Source organism: Streptomyces sp. NPDC102406, from assembly GCF_044765725.1.
Classification (GTDB): domain Bacteria; phylum Actinomycetota; class Actinomycetes; order Streptomycetales; family Streptomycetaceae; genus Streptomyces.
In genome coordinates this window covers 1043624-1063182 of record NZ_JBIWKP010000002.1, presented here as the reverse complement: position 1 = coordinate 1063182, position 19559 = coordinate 1043624, and the positions used below count along the sequence as shown (strand labels likewise).

General features: G+C 72.0%; 20 protein-coding genes. 10 read left to right on the top strand and 10 right to left on the bottom strand.

Annotation, left to right across the window (positions count from 1 at the left end; all coding sequences use genetic code 11):
* Nucleotides 1-176 precede the first annotated feature (176 nt).
* Together ACIRF8_RS13635 and ACIRF8_RS13630 are read right to left on the bottom strand one after the other, a co-directional pair.
* Nucleotides 177-1553: an SWF or SNF family helicase gene (locus ACIRF8_RS13635; protein ID WP_404214228.1), complete on the bottom strand. Its 1377-nt coding sequence runs from the start codon at nucleotides 1551-1553 to the stop codon at nucleotides 177-179.
* Nucleotides 1550-4387, bottom strand: a complete 2838-nt coding sequence (locus ACIRF8_RS13630; RefSeq protein WP_404214226.1) for a DEAD/DEAH box helicase — start codon at nucleotides 4385-4387, stop codon at nucleotides 1550-1552. Before ACIRF8_RS13630 ends, ACIRF8_RS13635 begins: the two co-directional genes overlap by 4 nt.
* Nucleotides 4388-4691: 304 nt before the next feature.
* Between ACIRF8_RS13630 and ACIRF8_RS13625 the strand changes: the two genes are divergently transcribed.
* Together ACIRF8_RS13625 and ACIRF8_RS13620 are read left to right on the top strand one after the other, a co-directional pair.
* Complete coding sequence (locus ACIRF8_RS13625) at nucleotides 4692-5759, top strand: fatty acid desaturase family protein (protein WP_404214224.1); 1068 nt, start codon at nucleotides 4692-4694, stop codon at nucleotides 5757-5759.
* A gap of 169 nt (nucleotides 5760-5928) precedes the next feature.
* Entirely contained in the window at nucleotides 5929-6111 is a 183-nt protein-coding gene (locus ACIRF8_RS13620) for a hypothetical protein (protein WP_404214222.1), read from the top strand.
* On the opposite strand, the gene ACIRF8_RS13615 is transcribed toward ACIRF8_RS13620, so the two are convergent.
* The 4 genes from ACIRF8_RS13615 to ACIRF8_RS13600 all read right to left on the bottom strand — a co-directional run bounded on the left by ACIRF8_RS13615 (nucleotide 6108) and on the right by ACIRF8_RS13600 (nucleotide 9614).
* Nucleotides 6108-7481 carry a tannase/feruloyl esterase family alpha/beta hydrolase gene (locus ACIRF8_RS13615; protein WP_404214220.1) on the bottom strand — a complete coding sequence of 458 codons (1374 nt, stop codon included), beginning with the start codon at nucleotides 7479-7481 and terminating at the stop codon, nucleotides 6108-6110. The genes ACIRF8_RS13620 and ACIRF8_RS13615 overlap by 4 nt on opposite strands.
* A gap of 111 nt (nucleotides 7482-7592) precedes the next feature.
* On the bottom strand, nucleotides 7593-8441 hold the full coding sequence (locus tag ACIRF8_RS13610) for a hypothetical protein (protein ID WP_404214218.1): 849 nt from the start codon (nucleotides 8439-8441) through the stop codon (nucleotides 7593-7595).
* Nucleotides 8442-8626: 185 nt separating this feature from the next.
* Nucleotides 8627-8959: a hypothetical protein gene (locus ACIRF8_RS13605; protein ID WP_404214216.1), complete on the bottom strand. Its 333-nt coding sequence runs from the start codon at nucleotides 8957-8959 to the stop codon at nucleotides 8627-8629.
* Between the two features lie 121 nt (nucleotides 8960-9080).
* On the bottom strand, nucleotides 9081-9614 hold the full coding sequence (locus ACIRF8_RS13600; RefSeq protein WP_404214214.1) for a helix-turn-helix transcriptional regulator: 534 nt from the start codon (nucleotides 9612-9614) through the stop codon (nucleotides 9081-9083).
* Nucleotides 9615-9725: 111 nt separating this feature from the next.
* Between ACIRF8_RS13600 and ACIRF8_RS13595 the strand changes: the two genes are divergently transcribed.
* A complete protein-coding gene (locus tag ACIRF8_RS13595; protein WP_404214212.1) occupies nucleotides 9726-10478 on the top strand; it encodes an alpha/beta fold hydrolase in 753 nt (250 codons plus the stop codon).
* A 9-nt stretch (nucleotides 10479-10487) separates the two neighbouring features.
* Here ACIRF8_RS13595 and ACIRF8_RS13590 read toward each other — a convergent pair whose 3' ends face one another.
* On the bottom strand, nucleotides 10488-11087 hold the full coding sequence (locus tag ACIRF8_RS13590; protein WP_404214210.1) for a class I SAM-dependent methyltransferase: 600 nt from the start codon (nucleotides 11085-11087) through the stop codon (nucleotides 10488-10490).
* Between the two features lie 216 nt (nucleotides 11088-11303).
* On the opposite strand from ACIRF8_RS13590, the gene ACIRF8_RS13585 reads away from it, so the two are divergent.
* The 5 genes from ACIRF8_RS13585 to ACIRF8_RS13565 all read left to right on the top strand — a co-directional run bounded on the left by ACIRF8_RS13585 (nucleotide 11304) and on the right by ACIRF8_RS13565 (nucleotide 16151).
* The gene (locus ACIRF8_RS13585; RefSeq protein ID WP_404214208.1) at nucleotides 11304-12083 is read left to right on the top strand and encodes an MHYT domain-containing protein; all 780 of its coding nucleotides are present in this window, start codon (nucleotides 11304-11306) and stop codon (nucleotides 12081-12083) included.
* A gap of 43 nt (nucleotides 12084-12126) precedes the next feature.
* Nucleotides 12127-14634 (top strand): nitrate- and nitrite sensing domain-containing protein, encoded by a 2508-nt coding sequence (locus ACIRF8_RS13580; RefSeq protein ID WP_404214206.1) that lies wholly within the window; start codon nucleotides 12127-12129, stop codon nucleotides 14632-14634.
* The gene (locus ACIRF8_RS13575; RefSeq protein ID WP_404214204.1) at nucleotides 14631-15068 is read left to right on the top strand and encodes a roadblock/LC7 domain-containing protein; all 438 of its coding nucleotides are present in this window, start codon (nucleotides 14631-14633) and stop codon (nucleotides 15066-15068) included. Before ACIRF8_RS13580 ends, ACIRF8_RS13575 begins: the two co-directional genes overlap by 4 nt.
* Before the next feature lie 92 nt (nucleotides 15069-15160).
* Nucleotides 15161-15562 carry a DUF742 domain-containing protein gene (locus ACIRF8_RS13570; RefSeq protein ID WP_404214275.1) on the top strand — a complete coding sequence of 134 codons (402 nt, stop codon included), beginning with the start codon at nucleotides 15161-15163 and terminating at the stop codon, nucleotides 15560-15562.
* Nucleotides 15543-16151, top strand: a complete 609-nt coding sequence (locus ACIRF8_RS13565; RefSeq protein WP_404214202.1) for a GTP-binding protein — start codon at nucleotides 15543-15545, stop codon at nucleotides 16149-16151. The genes ACIRF8_RS13570 and ACIRF8_RS13565 overlap by 20 nt, the downstream gene beginning before the upstream one ends.
* A gap of 12 nt (nucleotides 16152-16163) precedes the next feature.
* Here ACIRF8_RS13565 and ACIRF8_RS13560 read toward each other — a convergent pair whose 3' ends face one another.
* Nucleotides 16164-16592: a PPOX class F420-dependent oxidoreductase gene (locus tag ACIRF8_RS13560; protein ID WP_404214200.1), complete on the bottom strand. Its 429-nt coding sequence runs from the start codon at nucleotides 16590-16592 to the stop codon at nucleotides 16164-16166.
* Nucleotides 16593-16711: 119 nt separating this feature from the next.
* On the opposite strand from ACIRF8_RS13560, the gene ACIRF8_RS13555 reads away from it, so the two are divergent.
* Nucleotides 16712-17134, top strand: a complete 423-nt coding sequence (locus ACIRF8_RS13555) for a roadblock/LC7 domain-containing protein (RefSeq protein ID WP_404214198.1) — start codon at nucleotides 16712-16714, stop codon at nucleotides 17132-17134.
* Between the two features lie 146 nt (nucleotides 17135-17280).
* Nucleotides 17281-18159 (top strand): DUF6397 family protein, encoded by an 879-nt coding sequence (locus ACIRF8_RS13550; protein WP_404214196.1) that lies wholly within the window; start codon nucleotides 17281-17283, stop codon nucleotides 18157-18159.
* A 12-nt stretch (nucleotides 18160-18171) separates the two neighbouring features.
* Here the strand turns inward: ACIRF8_RS13550 and ACIRF8_RS13545 are convergent, their stop codons facing one another.
* Together ACIRF8_RS13545 and ACIRF8_RS13540 are read right to left on the bottom strand one after the other, a co-directional pair.
* Complete coding sequence (locus tag ACIRF8_RS13545) at nucleotides 18172-18687, bottom strand: tetratricopeptide repeat protein (protein ID WP_404214194.1); 516 nt, start codon at nucleotides 18685-18687, stop codon at nucleotides 18172-18174.
* Complete coding sequence (locus ACIRF8_RS13540; RefSeq protein ID WP_404214192.1) at nucleotides 18684-19556, bottom strand: acyl-CoA thioesterase; 873 nt, start codon at nucleotides 19554-19556, stop codon at nucleotides 18684-18686. Before ACIRF8_RS13540 ends, ACIRF8_RS13545 begins: the two co-directional genes overlap by 4 nt.
* Nucleotides 19557-19559 lie beyond the last annotated feature (3 nt).

Below are 19559 nucleotides of genomic sequence, written 5' to 3'. Positions count from 1 at the left end.
CACCCGCTACGACAAACGCGCCCGCCACTACCAAGCCCTCGTCACCATCGCCTGCCTACAACTCTGGCTCCCCTGACATTGCGGACACGACCTAGCGCCACGCCTTCAGGAGCGCGGAGCGCGGCCGGGGCCCGCACGATGTGTCCTTCGTCATGCGGGCCCCGACCGCCAGGGCGTCAGGCTCCCTCCGCGAACGCGAGCCCACCGCGCGGGTCCTGGTCCTCGGCGCTCTCCAGCGCCGCGGCCAGAGCCGCCGCCGGGTCGGACACCGCCGGTCCCGCCGGGGCCCAGCGACCCCGCTCCTTGCGGTAGGGCCACCAGCGGCCGTCGCCTCCCAGGCGTAGCTGGGCATCGGCGCCGACGACGGTCCAGCGGGAGCGCAAGACCTTGAACGCGGGCTGCTCCTGCGGCTCCCACGCCGCGGCGAGCGCGGCACGCGCGCGTGCCGCGGACTCGGCGTCCGGCGTCCACTCCTCCTCCAGGACGGCGAGGGCAGCCGCACCGCCGTGCTCCCAGGCGCGCACGGCCAGCGCCAGACCTTCGCGGTCCCGGCCCGACCCGCGCGCCAGCCGCTCGGCGATGTACCGCTCCGGCACGGCGGCGGCCAGCCGTACGGCGTCCTGCGACAGGGTCGGCTCCGGCCACGGGGCGCGCGTCTCGTGCCCCGCGGCGAGCGCGTCGGCGAGCAGCCGATGCGCCTCCTCGGCGGCCTGGGCGCCCAGGAACGCCAGCGAGGCCACGTCGATTCCCTCGGGCGGTGCTGCCTCCGTGTCCAGGGACGGCGGGGACCCCGGCTCGGCGGGCAGTGCGGGCGGGTCCGGCAGCGGCGGTAGCACGAAGGCCGACGCGTAGGCCTCCGCCGCGTCCACGCCCTCGGCCTCCTCGGGCGGCGCTGCCTGCGGCTCGGCGCGCGTGGCGCTGCGCACCTGGAGCTCGTCGAGCAGTGCCCGCTCTCCTCGCCCGCGCAGCAGGAGCAGCACGAACGGGTCCTGGTCGAGCAGCCGCGCCAGTTGGTAGCTCAGTGCGGCCGTGTGCGCGCAGTGGTCCCAGGCCTCGCAGTCGCAGTGCGGCTCCAGGTCGCCGATGCCCGGCAGCAGGTCCACCCCGAAAGCGGCGGCGTCCTCCACCAGATGGGGCGGCATGTCCCGGTCCAGGAGGGCCGCGATGTGCCCCGCCCGCTCGACGGCCATGCCGAGGAAGCGGTCCCAGTCGTCCTCGCCGAGTCGTTGCAGCAGCACGTCCGCGCGGTGCTGGACGCCCCCGCGGTCCTTGACGAGGGCGGTGATGCGCCCCGGCCTGACCGAGACGGCGCCGACGGCTCCGGCGCGGGCCAGCCGGCGACCCGCCTTGAGCTGCGCCAGATCGAGCGCCGTGTCCTCCAGGGCCTTCAGCCAGGCCTGCCCCCACCAGGTCTCGGCGAAGCCCCGCCCGTGCGCGGGCGGCAGCGCCGCGAACGTCCGCTCCTGCGCGGCGTCGACCGTCTCCGGGCCTGTGTCCTCGGCGTACCCGTCGTCCCCGTCGTACCCGTCGTGCTCGTGGTCCATGTCCTTCATCGGGCGCCCCCTCGCAGCTCGACCAGGTCGGCCAGTTCGCCATCGCTCAGTTCGGTCAGCGCCGCCTCGCCCGCGCCGAGCACGGAGTCCGCCAACTCCCGCTTGCGCACCAGCATGTCGGCGATACGGTCCTCGATGGTGCCCTCGGCGATCAGGCGGTGCACCTGCACCGGCCGGGTCTGTCCGATGCGGTACGCGCGGTCGGTGGCCTGCGCCTCCACCGCCGGGTTCCACCAGCGGTCGTAGTGCACCACGTGTTCCGCGCGCGTGAGGTTGAGCCCGGTTCCCGCGGCCTTCAAGGAGAGCAGGAAGACAGGGACCTCACCGTCCTGGAAGCGCCGCACCATGGTCTCCCGCCCCGCCACCGACGTGCCTCCGTGCAAGAACTGCGACGGCACACCCCTACGTGCCAGATGACGCTCCACAAGGCGCGCCATCTGCACGTACTGGGTGAAGACCAGCACGCTCGCGCCTTCGGCGAGGATCGTGTCCAGGAGCTCGTCGAGGAGCTCCAGCTTCCCGGAGCGACCGGCGATGCGGGGTTCGTCCTCCTTCAGGTACTGCGCCGGGTGGTTGCAGATCTGCTTGAGCGCCGTCAGCAGCTTGACGATCAGGCCGCGCCGCTCGAAGCCGTCCGCCCCCGAGATCTCCGCGAGCGTCTCGCGCACCACGGCCTCGTAGAGGCCCGCCTGCTCGGTGGTGAGCGACACGGCCCGGTCGGTCTCCGTCTTCGCCGGCAGTTCGGGGGCGATACCCGGGTCCGACTTGCGGCGGCGCAGCAGGAAGGGGCGCACGAGCTTGGCCAGACGCTCCGCGGCTGCCGGGTCCTTGCCGCCCTCGACGGCCTTCGCGTAGCGAGTGCGGAAGGTGCCGAGCCGACCCAGCAGCCCCGGCGTGGTCCAGTCGAGGATCGCCCACAGCTCGGAAAGGTTGTTCTCCACGGGGGTGCCGGTGAGCGCCACGCGCGCGCGGGCGCCGATGGTGCGCAGTTCCTTGGCGGTGGCCGAGTGCGGGTTCTTCACATGCTGCGCCTCGTCGATGACCACCAACCCCCAGCCCAGGGACGCCAGGTGAGCGGCGTCCAGGCGCATGGTGCCGTACGTGGTGAGGACGAACTCCCCGTCGGCCAAGCCGTCGAGGGAGCGTCGGCCGCCGTGGAAGCGCCGTACGGGAGTGCCGGGCGCGAACTTCTCGATCTCGCGCTGCCAGTTCCCCATGAGCGAGGTCGGGCAGATCACGAGAGTGGGGCCCGCGGTCTCCGGCGCGGTCTGCCGATGCAGATGCAGCGCGATCAACGTGATCGTCTTGCCGAGTCCCATGTCGTCGGCGAGGCAGGCGCCGAGGCCGAGGGAGGTCATGCGGGCCAGCCAGTTCAGACCGCGCAGTTGATAGTCGCGCAGGTCGGCGGCGAGCGCGGCCGGCTGCCCGACCGCGTCCAATCCCTCGGGGTCCGCGAGACGGTCCCTGAGCCCCGCCAACCAGCCGGTGGGCCGCACCTCGACCCGGCCGCCGTCGACCTCGGTGGAGCCCGTCAGGACGGCGCTCAGCGCGTCGACCGGGGTCACCTTGCGGTCCTGGTGGGCGCGGGCGCGACGGGCCTGCTCGGGATCGACGAGCACCCACTGGTCGCGCAGCCGCACCACGGGCCGGTTCGCCTCGGCGAGCCGGTCCAGTTCCGCGCGGCTCAACTCCCGTTCACCCACGGCGAACGACCAGTCGAACGCCAGCAGCGCGTTCGCGGACAGGAAGGACGGGGTGTCGGAGGAGAGCGCGTCCGGGCCGTTCCCCGGCGGCGGGCCGATCACCGCGCGGGCCGTCAGCTTGCGGGCCATCTCCCGGGGCCAGTGCACCTCGACCCCGGCCGCGGAAAGTGCCTGCGCCCCCTCGCCGAGCAGGTCGGTGACCTCCTCGTCGGCCAGCTCGATCACGTCCGGGACGGCCGCCGACAGCAGCGGCGCGAGCGGCGCCCACGCGCGCGCGGCGCGCCGCAGCGCCAGGAGCGCGTCCATCCGGGCGCGTGCCCCGAACGCCTTGCCGGACGCACCGGTGCCCGCCCACACCTCCGCCGCGTCCGCGACCAGGGCCGGATCGCTGACGCTGTGCACTTGCAGGACCGCGTGGAACGGCGGGCGGGTCTCCTCGTCCACGGCTTGGGCGAGCCCGGGCACCTCGATGCGCAGCGAGATCCGCACGCCCGCGTCGTGCCCGGCCGCCACATCGGTGGCCCAGGCGCGCAACTCCGGTGCCCGGCGCGGCGCCTGGGACGCGAAGGCCGGGCCGCCCGCCGCGAGCGAGGCGGCGGGGGAGCGGGGCAGAGTGTCGGCGACCGCGTCGAGGAAGGCGCGCAGCAACCGCTCAGGGGTGTGCAGCCGCAGCGGCCGATGCCCTTCCAGCGGGACCGCGTGCGCCTCGGGAGGCATCGCGGCGGCCATCTCCCGCAGGCGTTCCAGATCCTGGGGGCGCAGTGGTCCGGCACGCCACGCGTCATGGTCGTCGGTGCTCAGGCCGGGCAGGAGGAGCCCTCGCGCGACCAGTTGGAGCGCGAGCAGTGCGGCCGCGCCCCAGAAGGCGGCCGTCGACTCCGCCTGCGCGGTGCCACGCGCGCGAGTGAGGACCGGCAGAGCGGCCCGCACGGGCAGCGCCACCGCGGCGACCGTGACCGGTTCGACTCCGTCGTCCCCGGGCAGGGCCAGCGGCAGCTCGGTACGGGTGCCCGCGTCCGGAAGGGGCGGTGTGTCGCCCTCGGGCCGCCAGAACGCGACAGTCGAGGTGCGCGCCGGATCGCCCGGCACGAACACGGCGTGACAACGGAGGAGTTCGGCGATCTCGGTCAAGGTCGGTGCGGGATGCGTGTGCTCGGAGATGGCGGCTTCCTCGTATTCATCAAGTTTGACTACTTGGCCTCGGAGTCGGCGAGAGTACACGGCCTCGGCGCCGGACGGACATCTTCGGGCAGTGACCTGGATCACTCGACCCTTAAGGGTGTGGCTAACCCCCCTCCCCGCCGAGGGTTGGCCCCCTCAGTGCCCGGGTGGTGGCGCCATGGCCGGACAAGGCCGCTGATTCATAGGTTTTCGATGCCGGGCCGACACCGTGGTCCGCCGTATCGACCACCCTTGCAGAGACCGGAGAACACCCATGTCCCTGGCTGTCGGAACCCGCCCGGAACGCGCCCCAGGAGCCGCCGCACGGCCGTCCGCACCCGAAGGGGCGAGCGAGTTCACGCCGCTTCTGCGCGACATCAAGGGACAGGGGCTGCTCGACCGCCGCACCGGCTGGTACGTGCGCACCATCGTCGTCAACGCCCTCGGCCTCGCCGCCGTCGTCACCGGAACGGCACTCATCGGCACCTCCTGGTGGGTGCTCGCCCTCGCGCCGGTCCTGGCGGTCCTGTGCGCGCGCACGGCCTTCATCGGCCATGACGCGGGCCACGCCCAGATCACCGGCAACCGGTCCGTGAGCCGTGTCCTCGGCCTGATCCACGGCAACCTGCTGCTGGGCATGAGCCACTCCTGGTGGAACGACAAACACGCACGGCACCACGCCAACCCGAACCACATCGAGAAGGACCCCGACGTCGCCGCCGACGTTCTCGTCTTCACCAGCGAGCAGGCAGCGACCAGGGTGGGCTTCCGCGGCTGGCTCACCCGTCACCAGGCATGGCTGTTCTTCCCGCTCACCCTGCTCGAAGGCCTCGCGCTGAAGCTGTACGGCTTCCAGGACCTGCGCCGCCAGAGCGGACGCGAACGCCTGGTGGAAGGCGCCCTCCTTGTCGCGCACGTCGCCGGATACGTGACGCTGCTGCTGACCACCATGCCGCTCGGCCACGCCCTCGCCTTCGCCGCACTGCACCAGGCCCTCTTCGGGCTGCACCTGGGCATGGCCTTCGCCCCCAACCACAAGGGCATGGAGATGCCCGACCCCGAGGGCGACAAGTGGGGCCACCTGCGGCGCCAGGTCCTCACCTCGCGCAACATCAAGGGCGGTCTCCTGACCGACTGGTTCCTCGGCGGTCTCAACTACCAGATCGAGCACCACCTCTTCCCGAGCATGCCCCGCCCGCACCTGCGCCTCGCGCAACCCATGGTCAAGGCTCACTGCCGCACCCTGGGTATCCCCTTCACGGAAACCGGTCTCATCGACTCCTATCGCCAGGCGCTGCGCCACATGTATGAAGTGGGAGAGCCGCTGCGGGCCGACATCTGAGTGCTTCCCGGCAGTGGTACGCCGCTTCGGGGCGCCTACCGGAGCGCGGGATCAGGGTCATATCAGGGTCGCGCGCCGGAACCGAGGACGGCGCGGACCCGTTTCTCACAGCAGAGGCGAGTTCGCCCCACTCATCGGCGGGCGAGCCGCTCCGAAGGAGGCCACACAGATGTCGAGGAACGCGAAGATCGCCGCGGGAGGCGTGGCGGCCGGGCTCATCCTGCTGATCTGGCTGCCGTGGTGGGTGGCCCTGCTCATCGTGCTCGGCGTGCCCACCGCGGCGTACCTGATGCTGGACCCGTCGCAGCGGCGCAGGCTCCGCCGTGTCTCGCGCAGGGAGATCGGCCACTAAGAGGTGCGCACGGAGCAGGAGTTGACGACGTCACCGCCTGCGGGCCGGCCGACGGTCCGGTCCGCAGGCGGCTTCGTACCGCTCTCCACCCAACCGATGAGCGTGTCGAAGGCGTCCCGGTAGCAGGGCAGGATCGGCCTGAGCCGGTCCCGATAGGTGTCGTACAGGCCATCGGTGTGCGTGCCGCCGCGGATCGTGTACGTGCGATGCAGCCGACCGCGGCCCCGTCCTTCGACCATGCGCGCGTAGGCGACGGCGTCCGTCGAGATCGGCAGCAGCGTGTCCAGGTCGCCCTGGAGGGTGATCAGCGGCTTGCCCAGATGCCCCGTCAGCGCCACGCGCGCGACAGCCCGATGTACCGAGGCCGGGCGGGCTCCATAGTCGTACGAGGCGTCGGAGGCGCACGGAGCGAGGATCTCCTGCGTCGTCGAACCGGCGGACGCGCCAGGGCAGCCGGGGTCGTAGGCCGGGTCGAACTCGGCCCGGTACACCTTCTGGGTGAGTCCCCAGTACGCCTTCTGGTGATAGGGCCACAGGAACTCCGAACCGCGCGCGAAGCCCGCCGCGTACATGTCGTCCGCGTCGGCCGTGCCCTGCCCGTGCGCCACGGCGGTCGGCAGGGACGTCAGCAGGGAGGGTCCGGAGGCGGTCCACAGGGCGCCTTCCCAGTCGACGCCGCCGTCGTACAGCTCCGGATGGTTCTCCAGTTGCCGACGCGTGAGATACCCCGCATTGGAGATACCGGTCATGTACGTGCGGCGCGGCGCGGAGCCGTAGCCCTGGGCGACGGCCCTCCTGGCGGCCCGGGTGAGCTGCGTCGTGCGGGCGTTCCACTCGGCGACGGCGTCCCCGGGGCGGGCCCCGTCCCGGTAGAAGTCCGGGCCGGTGTTGCCCTTGTCGGTCGCCGCGTACGCGTACCCAAGGGCCAGGACCCGGTCGGAGATCGCCGCGTCGGTCGCGTACTGCCTGCGGTTTCCCGGCGAGGCCGTCACCACCAGGCCGCCGTTCCAGCGGTCGGGCAGCCGGATCACGAACTGCGCGTCGTGGTCCCAGCCGTGGGTCTTGTTCGTGTGCGAGTCGTCCTCGAAGTAGCCGTCGATCTGCACACCGGGGACACCGGAGGGGTTCCGTGTCCCGATGGCGGTCAGACCGGCCTGGTCGGCCGTGTCGGTGTGCGGGGTGCCCGCGAGACCGGCGGTCGTCAGATCGTCCAGACAGGCCCGCTGCTGGAACTGGGCGCCCGGCACGCGCGCGTGCGTCCGGTACCCGCAGTGGAGCTCCCGCGGAACCGCGCCCGCGGCCTGCGGTCCGGAAGCGGCCAGGGCGAGGAGCGCCGTGGCCACCAGGGGAACGGTTCTGGACGTGCGCATGAGAAGGCCTCCTCGAAGTGGCGGGAAGAGGCCTCATCGTCGAGGGGAGCCCGTACTCATCCATGGGGCGGGGCCACATGCGGCGCCGACGGCCCATGTGGCGAGGAGGGTTCAGACAGGCCGTACGGCTATCTTGTCGAGCGCTTCCAGCAGGCTGGGCAGTTCCGCGCCCCGGCCGACCGGCAGGACTTCGCCAGGCTCGTCGTCGAGCAGGATGAAGGCGATGTCGTCCGTCCGCGCCACCATCGACCAGCCCGGTCCGTCGGCGCGCAGCGTGCGGGCGTCGCCCGACGCGAACGCGGAGCGCACCCGGCCCAGCGGAGGGGGAGCGTCCACATAGGCGCGCGCCTCGGCCAGGACACGCTGGATCCCCTGGTGGGAACCGCCTGACGGGGGCTGCTCGCCGCCGTCGTCGGAGTCGCTCCCCGGCTTCTCGCGGCGGGCTTCGGAGGCGAACTCGGCGTCGTCGATCTGCCCGCGCCACGCAGCCCACTGGAGGGCTATCTCGTCCGCTCCGAGCCGTCGTTGCGCCGGACCCCACGTCGCCGTGTCCGGCGGGCTCAGCGGCGCCATGTCGGCGGTTTCCGGATCGGGTTCGGGATCGTGGGGCTCCGGTACGCCGGGCGCCGCCACCGCGAGCGCGAGCGGCCAGCCCGGCAGGGCGGCGACCATGCTGTTCTCGTCGGGGGAGAGCTCGTACTCCATGCCGCAGTCCCAGGAAGCGATGGCCACGGCGACCAGGGACACGTCGTCGACGACGACCGTCCAGCGCGCTCCCTGCCCGTCCTGGCCGAGGACCAGCCCGTAACCGTCGGCCAGCGGCGCGAGCCCCAGCGCGGCGCACGCCTCGGGATAGTCGTCGCCGAGCACACTGGGGAACTTCGCCGGCGTGAGCAACACCGCGGTCAGTACGTACAGCGCGTCGTCCCCGGTGGCGACAGCGTCGTCCGTCCCGGCCATGCCAGCCTCCCCTGAGCTTCGTTCCGTCGGCGTGACCTTAGCCAGTCGCGCACGATGTCGTACAGGGGCGATGACCAGGAAGATCAATGGTCACCCGGGTCACTCGTCCCCACGGCGGGCGACATGTCGACATAGCGTACGGGCTTCGTGTGTCCGAGCGTGTCGGGTGGTCCGCGTGGTGGACGTCAGGTGGCGGGGAGGCCGAGGAGGCTTCGCGCCACGACCCTCGGGGACTCGTCCCGTTCCCGCGCGAGGACGAGGACGGCCCGGCAGGCCAGCTCGTTGACGCCGAAGACCAGGGCGCCCGGCTCGACCCAGCTCACCGCCTCGTCCATGCGCTCCGGATCGTCCTCGGCGCACGCCGCCACATAGGCGGCAGCCGCTTCGAACAGGTTGTGCGGGCGTCGGCGTCCCTCGGCCGTGCGCCCGGCCTCGCGCGCGGAGTCGGCCGGACGCTCCCCGCGCCGAGTGACTCCCTTGCGCCAGGTGCTCCAGGATGTGCGAAATCCGTCGAGCATGCGCGTCACCGCCCCGTCCCGATGGCCTTGGACCGTCACCGGCCGCCAACTCTTGCAATTCGTCGTGCAGTTGGCCCCATGGTGGCAGAGGCGGGGAGAGGTGACGCTGCCCCGGCGGCGGTCAATGGTCGCGCGATCCCAGCTCCTTGAGCGTGTCGCGCAGCCAGGCGAGTTCGGCGCGGCTCGTGGCCCGCGCGATGGTGAGGATGCCGCGCCGGAACGGGTCCGTCAGCTCCTCCGCCCGCAGCGGCCGGTCGCCCTCGTAGAAGAAGCTCGCGGGCTCCTCCAGGAAGTCGAGGCGGCGCCGCAGCACCTTCGCCTGCTCCTGGGGGTCGTCCAGGTGGCGCAGGAAGGCGAGCAGGGTGAACCAGCGGTTCTCGTCCGTGATGTCCGGCCGGGCCGGTTCGCGCAGTCGGTGGCGCAACTCCTCGCGGCCTTGCCCGGTGAGGCTCAGGACGTGTCGAGGCGCCGCGGCGGCCCCCGGCTGTGTCTCGCGCGCGAGCAGACCCGCCTTCTCCAGGCGTTTGATCGCCGGATACAGGGTGCTCTCGGCCACCGGGCGGACGTGTCCGGTCAGCGCGGTGATGCGCTTGCGCAGCTCGTAGCCGTGCAAGGGGGCGTCGTAGAGGAATCCGAGGATGGCGAGCTCGAGCATGCTGCCATTGTGTCCTATGGTCTTGCCGACGCGGTACATCGTTGACGTAGTACTACGGGAGCGATGTATTGTCGGCGTCGAGCAGGCGGGAACGTGAACAAGGAGGGCGCGATGCGGGAGGCACGGTTCGACACGCGGGGGAGCCGGATCCGGTGGACCGAGGCTGCGGGCGACGAGCCCGCGCGCGTCTACGTGCACGGTCTGGGATCGGCCTCGACGGTGTACCACGCACACATCGCCGCCAGGCCCGAACTGGCGGGCCGCCGCTCGCTCTTCGTGGATCTGCCCGGGCACGGCATCAGTGACCGCCCCGCCGACTTCGGGTACACCCTGGAGGAGCACGCCGACGCGCTGGCCGTGGCCCTGGACGCGGCCGGGGTGAGCGGTGCGGAGATCATCGGCCACAGCATGGGCGGTGCGGTGGCGATCGTCCTGGCGCATCGGCGCGTCGACCTCGTCTCACGCCTGGTCGTCACCGAAGGCAACCTCGATCCGCACCCGCCCTCCACGGCGGGCAGCAGCGGCATCGCGCAGTACGAAGAGGACGCGTACGTCACGGGCGGTGGCCACGCGCGCGTGCTCGACAAGGTCGGCCCGATGTGGGCCGCCACCATGCGCCTCGCCGACCCGCTCGCCCTGCATCGCACCGCGGTGGGCCTGGTGCGTGGCACACGGCCCACCATGCGGCAGATGCTTGTGGACGCGACGGTCGACCGGGTCTACCTCCAAGGTGCGCGCAGTGGTGAACTGCGCGGCAAGGAAGCCTTGCTGGCCGCAGGTGTCCAGGTGGTAGAGGTGGCGGGCGCAGGGCACAACGTCATGTTCGACGACCCGGACGCCTTCGTGGCGGCCGTCAGGGGATAGCCGGCCGGCTCAGTCCTCGCGTACGGCCAGCGCCAGGAAGCGCGCGTCCTCGTCGGCGTACGAGGTCAGGCGCCAGCCGGAACCGGCCAGGAGGGGCCGCAGGTTGGGCTCGGCCCGTAGATCCTCGGGAGTGAGCTCCCGCCCCTGGCGCGCCGCGAGTGCTCGGCGCCCGACGGGGTGGAAGAGCGCGAGCAGGCCGCCAGGACGCACCGCACGTGCCAACTCCCGCAGGTTCTCCGCCGGTTCCGGGAGATGGGAGATGAGGCCCGCACCGAACACCGCGTCCAGCGCCGCCGTGCGGACCGGCAGGCGACCCACGTCCGCGCGGAGCAACTGCCCCTCACGGTCCCGTCCGGCCCGCGCGGCGGCCTCCAGCATGGCCGCGGTCAGGTCGGCCCCGAGGACCACCCCCGACGGCCCCACGGCGGCCCGCAGCGGCGGCAGTGCGCGACCGGTGCCGCATCCCGCGTCGAGCACCCGCCCACCCGGGCGCAGACCCAGGGCGGCCACCGCCGCCGCATAGGCCGGACCGTCGTCAGGGAAGCGGGAGTCCCAGCCGGCGGCACGGGCCGCGAAAAACTCCTGCACGCGCGTGGGGTCATCGCTCATGTGCTCCATCATCGCGTAGCCCCGGCACCGGGTGGAGCGACACGATCGGGGGACCGACGGTCGAAAGGTCCTTGTCCGAACCGAAAGCATCGCATGCACGTGCGGTGCACATGTTCGACCCTGATGCGGTCGTCCAGAAAGCTTCTTCGCCAGTTTGCGGCAGCTTTCGAACTGCGCCCCGGTCGTGCGCCCCCGTCCGGACTAGCTTGCCGGGCCATGGGACATCTGGACCACGCCACCTTCGGCTGGCTCACCCCCGTGCTGTCGTACGCCATGGCGTGCATCGGTGCCGCGCTCGGACTGCGCTGCACCGTACGCGCCCTCGGCGCCGCAGGACGGGTCCGCCGCAACTGGCTCATCACCGCGGCCTCCGCCATCGGCACCGGCATCTGGACGATGCACTTCGTCGCGATGCTCGGATTCGGTGTCGGCGGCACCGAGATCCGCTACGACGTGCCACTGACGATCCTCAGCCTCCTCGTCGCCGTGGCCGTGGTCGGCGTCGGCGTCTTCGCCGTCGGTCACGGCCACGGCCGCGACCGGGGACGCTCGCTCGCCGTCGGCGGCCTCACCACCGGCCTCGGCGTCGCCAGCATGCACTACCTCGGCATGGCGGCCCTGCGCCTGCACGGCCACGTCGGCTACGACCCCCTCCTGGTCGCGCTCTCCGTGGTGATCGCCGTCGTCGCGGCGACCGCCGCCCTGTGGGCCGGGCTCAACATCAAGTCACCGGCGGCCGTCGCCGTCGCCTCCCTGGTGATGGGCGCCGCCGTGAGCAGCATGCACTACACCGGAATGCTCGCGGTGAGCGTGCGCGTGGCGCCCTCCTCGGCCGCGCTGCCCGGGGCCACGGCGATGCAGTTCATCTTCCCGCTCGCCGTGGGCCTCGGCTCCTACCTGTTCCTGACATCGGCGTTCGTCGCGCTCTCCCCGGCCGTGGACGAACGAGGGCCCACCACGCCCGCGCCACCGCCGGTCGGGGGCCTGGCCCGTTGACGCAGCAGTGCCGTCCCGCCCCAGAACCCGGATCGAGGAGGCCATGCGCCCGTCCCACCCCACGCCCAGTTCCGGCCCGCCGCAGATACCCCCGCCCTCGACGCGCGGACGCCGCGCACACGCCGGGCCGCCCGCCGAAGAAGAGACCGGGTTCGAGGAGACAGAGGCGCCACCGAACTCCAGCACCGTGCCCACGCGCGCGGGCGCCGGCCGCCTGCGTCCCCGCACCATCCGAGCAAAGGTCATCTGTCTCCTCATGGTGCCCGTGATGTCCCTGCTCGCCCTGTGGGCCTACGCGACCGTGAGCACCGCGCAGGATGTCGCACGGCTCACGCAACTGCGGCGCGTCGACGCCTCGGTCCGTGAACCTCTGACCGCCGCGGTCACCGCTCTCCAGGCGGAGCGCACGACCGCGGTCGGCTACGCGACCGATCCCGCACCCGAGCGCGGTGACGACCTCAGGAGGCGCGCGCTCACCACCGACCGCGCCGTCGCCGCCCTACGCCTCGGCAAGTCCGACACCGTCGCGGACGGCGCGGATCTGCCGCACGGGATCGCCGGACGCCTCCGCGCCTTCGTCCGCGACGCCGAACGGCTTCACACCCTGCGCACCGCCGTGCTGGACCGGCGCGCGGGCTGGGACACCGCGTACGGCCGGTACACGAAGGCCATCGCAGGCGCACACACGGCAAGTGGTGCCCTGACCGGCATACAGGACAGTGAACTGGGCTCCGACGCGCGCGTGCTCCTCGAATTCGGCCGCTCCGCCGAGATGCTCGCCAGGGAGGACGCCGTCGTGACGAGCGCCCGGCTCGCCGGAACACTGGACGGTGAGCGACTGCGTCTGTTCACCGGTGCCGTCGACACCCGCAGGACCCTGGCGGACTCGGCCGCCGCCGATCTGCGCGGGCCCGAACGCATCGCCTGGCGTCACCTCGCCGAGGGGCGCGCCTACAACGACGTACGCGCCGTCGAGGACCGGACGCTCATCGCGCGGCCGGGACGCAAGGCGCTCGCCGCGGCCCCCGCCGGGACCTGGGACACGGCACACACAGCCGTGCAGGACGGGATGCGCGCCATCGCGTCGGACGCGGCGCGCACCGCCGCCGACCGGGCCGACCCGTTCGCCCGGGCCCTCCTGACGCCCGCGGGGGCGGCGGTCCTGTTCGGCCTCCTCGCCGTCGCCGCCGCGCTGGTCATCTCCGTACGGATCGGCCGCGACCTCGTCGTCGAACTGGTCGGCCTGCGCAACACCGCACTGGACATCGCCGGCCGCAAGCTCCCGCGCGCCATGCGGAGACTGCGGGCAGGTGAGGAGATCCACGTGGAGGCGGAGGCGCCACCGGGACCACGGGCCGACGACGAGATCGGCCAGGTCTTCGAAGCGCTCACCACCGTGCACCGCTCGGCCCTGCGGGCCGCGGTCGAGCGCGCCGAACTCGCCAGCGGGATCTCCGGCCTCTTCGTCAACCTCGCCCGCCGCAGCCAGACCCTCGTCCACCGACAGCTCGGCCTCCTGGACACCATGGAGCGCCGCGCCGAGGACCCGAGCGAACTGAGCGACCTGTTCCGCCTCGATCACCTCACGACCCGCATGCGGCGCCACGCGGAGAGCCTGATCATCCTCTCGGGAGCCGCACCCGGCCGGGCCTGGCGGAGGCAGGTCCCGCTGACCGACGTCGTACGGGCCGCTGTCTCCGAGATCGAGGACTACGCGCGCGTAGAGGTGCGGCATCTCACCGCAGCGGACGTGACGGGCGCCGCGGTCGCTGACCTCACGCACCTGATGGCCGAACTCGTCGAGAACGCCGCCCAGTTCTCGCCCCCGCACACCAAGGTGCGCGTGAGCGGCGAACCCGTCGGCAACGGGTACGTTATCGAGATCGAGGACCGGGGCCTCGGCATGGGCAAGGAGACGCTGGCCGAGGCGAACAACCGCATCAAGAACGCGCAGACCCTCGACCTGTTCGACAGCGACCGGCTGGGTCTCTTCGTGGTCAGCCGGCTCGCCGACCGGCACGGCATCAAGGTGCACCTGCGCACCTCGCCGTACGGAGGCACCAACGCGGTCGTCCTGCTGCCCACGTCCCTGCTGGCGCAGGACAGCACGCAACCAGGCAGCGACGACCCTTCACCGTCCGAAGAAGAGCGCCGCCACGCGCGCGTGCCCGAGCCCAAGGCAGCGCCCATGAATGGTCATCCCGTGCCCGCCCCCGCCCCGCGCCCGGCCCTCGCCCCCTCACAGGGGTCCGGCATCCGGGAGACGCCGCACCCACCCGGCGTCACCACGCTGCGGCTACGGCGAGGACCGGCCGCGGAACAGGACGAAGCCCCGGCCGAGGACGGGCTGCCCCGTCGCGTACGCCAGGCGAGCCTCGCACCCCAGCTCCGCGAGCGCCCCGACACGCAGGCCGCGCCCACGCGCGCCCCCGAGCCGGGTGAACGCACCCCCGAACAGGTCCGGGCCCGTATGACGTCCTTCCGGGACGGCTGGGTCAGAGGCGGCGGACGCCCGCCCGGCAGTGACAGCAGTGAAGGAGACCTCGCATGATCAAGGACCCGACCACGGGCGCGGCGCGCGGCTCAGGCGAACTCGACTGGCTCCTTGACGACCTGGTGCTGCGCGTCCCCGAACTGCGGCACGTCGTCGTCCTGTCCAACGACGGTCTGGCCGTCGGCTCCTCCACCGGGCTCGGCAGGGAGGACGCCGAGCACCTGGCCGCCGTGGCCTCCGGATTCAACAGCCTCGCCAAGGGGACGGGGCGCCATTTCGGCACCGGCGGAGTACGCCAGACGATGGTCGAGATGGACGACGGCTTCCTCTTCGTGGCCGCCGCGGGAGACGGTTCCTGCCTCGCCGTCCTGAGCACCGCCACCGCCGACATAGGGCTCGTCGCCTACGAGATGGCCCGCCTGGTCAAGCGAGTCGGCGAGCACCTCTACACGGCGCCCAGGTTCGCCGGACAACCGCCCACCGCGGGCTGACGGAAACGGCCGGCGCCATGGACGAGAACACGTTCGAAACACCGCACCAGGACGCGGAAGCGTACGACAGTGGCCCGCACCAGGGACACGCGATGCATGGCGGCCCGCACGAGCAGGGCAGCCAGTGGTTCGACAACGAGGCGGGGCCTCTGGTCCGCCCCTATGCGATGACGGGCGGCAGGACCACGGCCGGTCCTCAGGCGGCCCGCTTCGACCTGATCGCCCTGGTGTCGCTCGACTCCGCCGCGCCCACCGCCCACGACGACACCGCCCTGGGGCCCGAGCACCGCTCGATCATCGAACTGTGCCGTGCCGAGACGCAGACGGTCGCCGAACTGGCCGCCGACACCGATCTGCCCGTCGGGGTGGTCCGAGTCCTCCTCGGTGACCTGCTGGAACTGGCCTGCGTGAAGGTCAGCAGGCCGGTGCCGCCCGCTCAGCTACCGGACGAGAAGATCCTGAGGGAAGTCATCGATGGACTGCGAGCACTCTGACGCCACAGCCGCGGGCGAGCCCGTCGACCTGGCGCTGAAAATCCTCGTCGCGGGCGGCTTCGGGGTGGGCAAGACCACCCTGGTCGGCGCGGTCAGCGAGATCCGCCCCCTGCGCACCGAGGAACAGCTCAGCGAGGCGGGCCAGACCGTCGACGACACGGCTGCCGTCGAGCGCAAGACCACCACGACCGTCGCCATGGACTTCGGCCGCATCACCATCCGATCCGGTCTGTCGCTCTACTTGTTCGGCACCCCGGGCCAGGACCGGTTCTGGTTCCTGTGGGACGAACTGGCGCAGGGCGCACTCGGCGCCGTGGTCCTCGCGGACACCCGACGGCTCGAGGACTGCTTCCCGGCCGTGGACTACTTCGAGCACCGGGGCATCCCGTTCGTCGTGGCGGTCAACTGTTTCGCGACCACCAGGACCTTCGGGGCGCACGACGTGGCACGGGCCCTCGATCTCGACGGGGGGACGCCCGTGGTGCTCTGCGACGCGCGTGACCGGGACTCCGGGAAGGAGGTGCTGATCAGGCTGATCGAGTACGCCGGGCGGATGCACACCGCCCGGCTGCTCGACTCCGTCGGCTGAGGCCCGGCGGGGTCAGTCGGCGACGGCGCCCATGGCCACGACCTTCTCGACCCGTACGCGGACGACGAGTTCGCCCGGCACGGCATTGCGGCGGCCGAACTCCTCGGCGCGGTCCTCGCCCATGTACCGGCCCCCGATCCGGGTGGCCGAATTCAGCAAGGCGGCCGGATCCTCACTGAGTTCGGCGCGTCCCTGGATCGTCACGAACGAGAAGGGGGGTCGCTCGTCGTCGACGCACAGGGCCACTCGCCCGTCGCGCGCCAGATTGCGGCCTTTGACCGTGTCCTTGCCGGTGTTGAACACGATGTCGTCGCCGTCCAGAACAAACCAGACAGGGGCGATGTGCGGGCTGCCGTCGGCCCGCACGGTCGACAGCTTCGCGGTGCGGGTGCCCTCGGAGACGAAGGCGTGCCATTCCTCATCGGTCATCTTGTGTGCCATGGGGCCATCCTGCTTGCCCGGACGCCGACCGTGGGGAAGGCTGGCGAAAGAGATCCTCCGGGCAGGGGAGCGGTCCCCTCCGGGGCATGGGGAGCCAGAGGAAGCGGGGAGACGGGATCATGGGGCAGAACGTGGGACTGGGTTGGCTGCTGGACGACCTGACGCAGCGCGTCGAACATGTGCGGCACGCCCTGGTCCTGTCCAACGACGGCCTCGTGACCGGAGCCAGTACGGGCCTGCGCCGTGAGGACGCCGAGCATCTCGCGGCGGTCTCCTCCGGACTGCACAGCCTCGCCAAGGGCTCGGGCCGGCACTTCGGCGCGGGAGGCGTGCGCCAGACGATGATCGAGTTCGACGACGCGGTGCTGTTCGTCACCGCGGCGGGCGACGGAAGCTGTCTGTGCGTGCTCAGCGCCGCCGAGGCCGACATCGGACAGGTCGCGTACGAGATGACCCTGCTCGTCAGCCGGGTCGGCGAGCACCTGGCCGTGGACGCCAGGCACCCCGGTCATACCGGCTTGATAGACCCTGAGCTGCGATAACGGCGGGAGGCGAGCCCGACGCGGCGGAGTTATCCACAGCCTCCGACGGGCTTCCGCGACGCGGGCTACGGTTTTCCCCGAGCGGTCACGGAGCGTGATCGCAGGTCACCGACCGACGGGGGAGAACCATCGTGCAAGGCTCCATCATGACCAGGCCTCAAGGCAGCGCAGCTCGCGAACTGGGTCTGAAACGCAGCGAGTTCGACCTCGCGGTACGTCTCGGGCGGATTCGCACGGTGGCGGCGACGGACGGCGGCAGGCGCCGCGTGCCGCGCGAGGAGATCGAGCGGATCCGCGACACCGAGGGCTTCCCTGACCTCCTGCGCGAGCAGGTCAGGGTGGTGGGGACCGCGGAAGGCGCGCGCCTCATGGATATCCCGCAGACCAGGTTCACCCGCCTCGCCCGCGCCGGTCTCCTCATCCCGGCGAAGTTCTACCTGAACCGGTACCGGGCCGTGGTGTGGCTCTATCTCGCCGCCGAACTGCGGGAGTTCGCCGACTCCGTACTCCACGCGCCGCTCCTGACCGGGCGGGCACCGGCCCACATGCGCGCCCGGCTCTCCGCCGGTGAGGACCTCAGGCCGCGCAGGTGGCGGGCCCGGCACGCGGGCTTTCTGCTGGGACAGAGCCGCGATCCCTGGGACCGGGCCGCCGCGATGGCCACCCTCCTCGATGCCGCCCAGCTCGCCGACCTCGTCGAGAGCCCTTACGAGCGCGCTCACCTGCGTCGGCTCCGACCCGAGGAGTCCTGGTACGGAGCGCCCGATTCACCGACGGCTCAGGTCGTCGAGCGGGTCCTGATCGCCGACGACCCGGACGAGATCAGTTGGCTGCGGGCCAACCTGCTGCTGAGCCTGGCGGAGGCACGGCGCCTACGACCCGCTCCGCGGCCCACGACGCCGGAAGCGGCGGCCGTCCCGCTACCGCCGGCCGAACTCGCGCCGGAGAGCGTGCCCACCCCTCGGTCCGCGCCCGACGAACCGGCGCGTGGACTGTGGGGGAGGCTGCTCGGCAGACGGGGCTGAGGCACGGCGGGGCTATGCGGTGTCTTCGCGGGCGTCCAGGTCCTGGGTGTAGTACTCGATCGCTTTCCGGTAGGCCACGATGTCCGGGTCGGCACTGGTGCGTGCCAGCACCGTGAGCAGCAGCCGCATCCCGTCGTGCGCGCGGCCCACGTCGTACAGCGCCATCGCCAGGAACGTCTTGAGGGCGTTGTCGTCCGGGAACGCGGCGGTCGCCTCGGTCAGCGTGGCCACGGCTTCCGCGTGTCGGCCCAGCGTGCGGTAGGTGCTGCCCAGACCGAGGAGTGCGCCCCTGCGATCGTCCTCGGCGAGCCCGGGGCCCGCGAGCGCACTCACGTAATGCGGAACGGCCTCGGCCTCCAGGCCGAGCGCGTCATGCACCCAGGCGGTCTGGTACGCGACCCGGGCATCGTCAGGAAACCGCTCGCGGAGCACGAGGAGACGCACCCGCGCCTCCTCACGATGACCTGCCTCCCGCAGCCGTACGGCCTGATCGAGCAGCGCGTCGAGACCGTCCGCCGACCCCGTCACCCCTCGAGCTTTCGGAACAGCCCCTCCTGGACCACGGACACGAGCAGACGCCCCTCGGTGTCGTAGATGCGCCCGCGGGCCAGACCCCGGCCACCCGTCGCGATCGGCGACTCCTGGTCGTACAGGAACCACTCATCGGCACGGAAAGGACGGTGGAACCACATGGCGTGGTCGAGCGAGGCCATATCGAAGCCGCGCGGACCCCACAGCGGCTCGACCGGCAGCCGCACCGCGTCGAGCAGCGTCATGTCGCTCGCGTACGTGAGCGCGCAGGTGTGCACGAGCGGGTCGTCGCCCAGCGGGCCCACGGCGCGCATCCACACGGCGCTGCGCGGCTCGGCCGACTCGACCTCCTCGGGGGTCCAGCGCAGCGGGTCGACATACCGGATGTCGAACGGCTGGCGGCGCGCCATGCGCTCCAACGCCTCGGGCAGCGCGCCCAGATGGCCCTCGATCGCCTCGGCGACCGTCGGCAGCGATTCCGGATCCGGCACCTCGCGGGCCGGCGGCAACTGATGCTCGAAGGCCCCTTCCTCGGGCTTGTGAAAGGAGGCGGTGAGATTGAAGATCGTGCGACCCTGCTGGACCGCGGTGACACGGCGGGTGGTGAACGAGCGGCCGTCACGGACCCGTTCCACCTGGTACACGATGGGCACGCCCGGGCGGCCCGGACGCAGGAAGTACGCGTGCAGCGAGTGCACGGGACGGTCGCCCTCCGTGGTGCGGCCCGCCGCGACCAGGGCCTGTCCGGCGACCTGCCCGCCGAAGACCCGCTGGAGGGACTCCTGTGGGCTGCGGCCACGGAAGATGTTGACCTCGATCTGCTCCAGGTCGAGCAGGTCGACGAGCCGCTCCGCAGGATTCGTCATGCG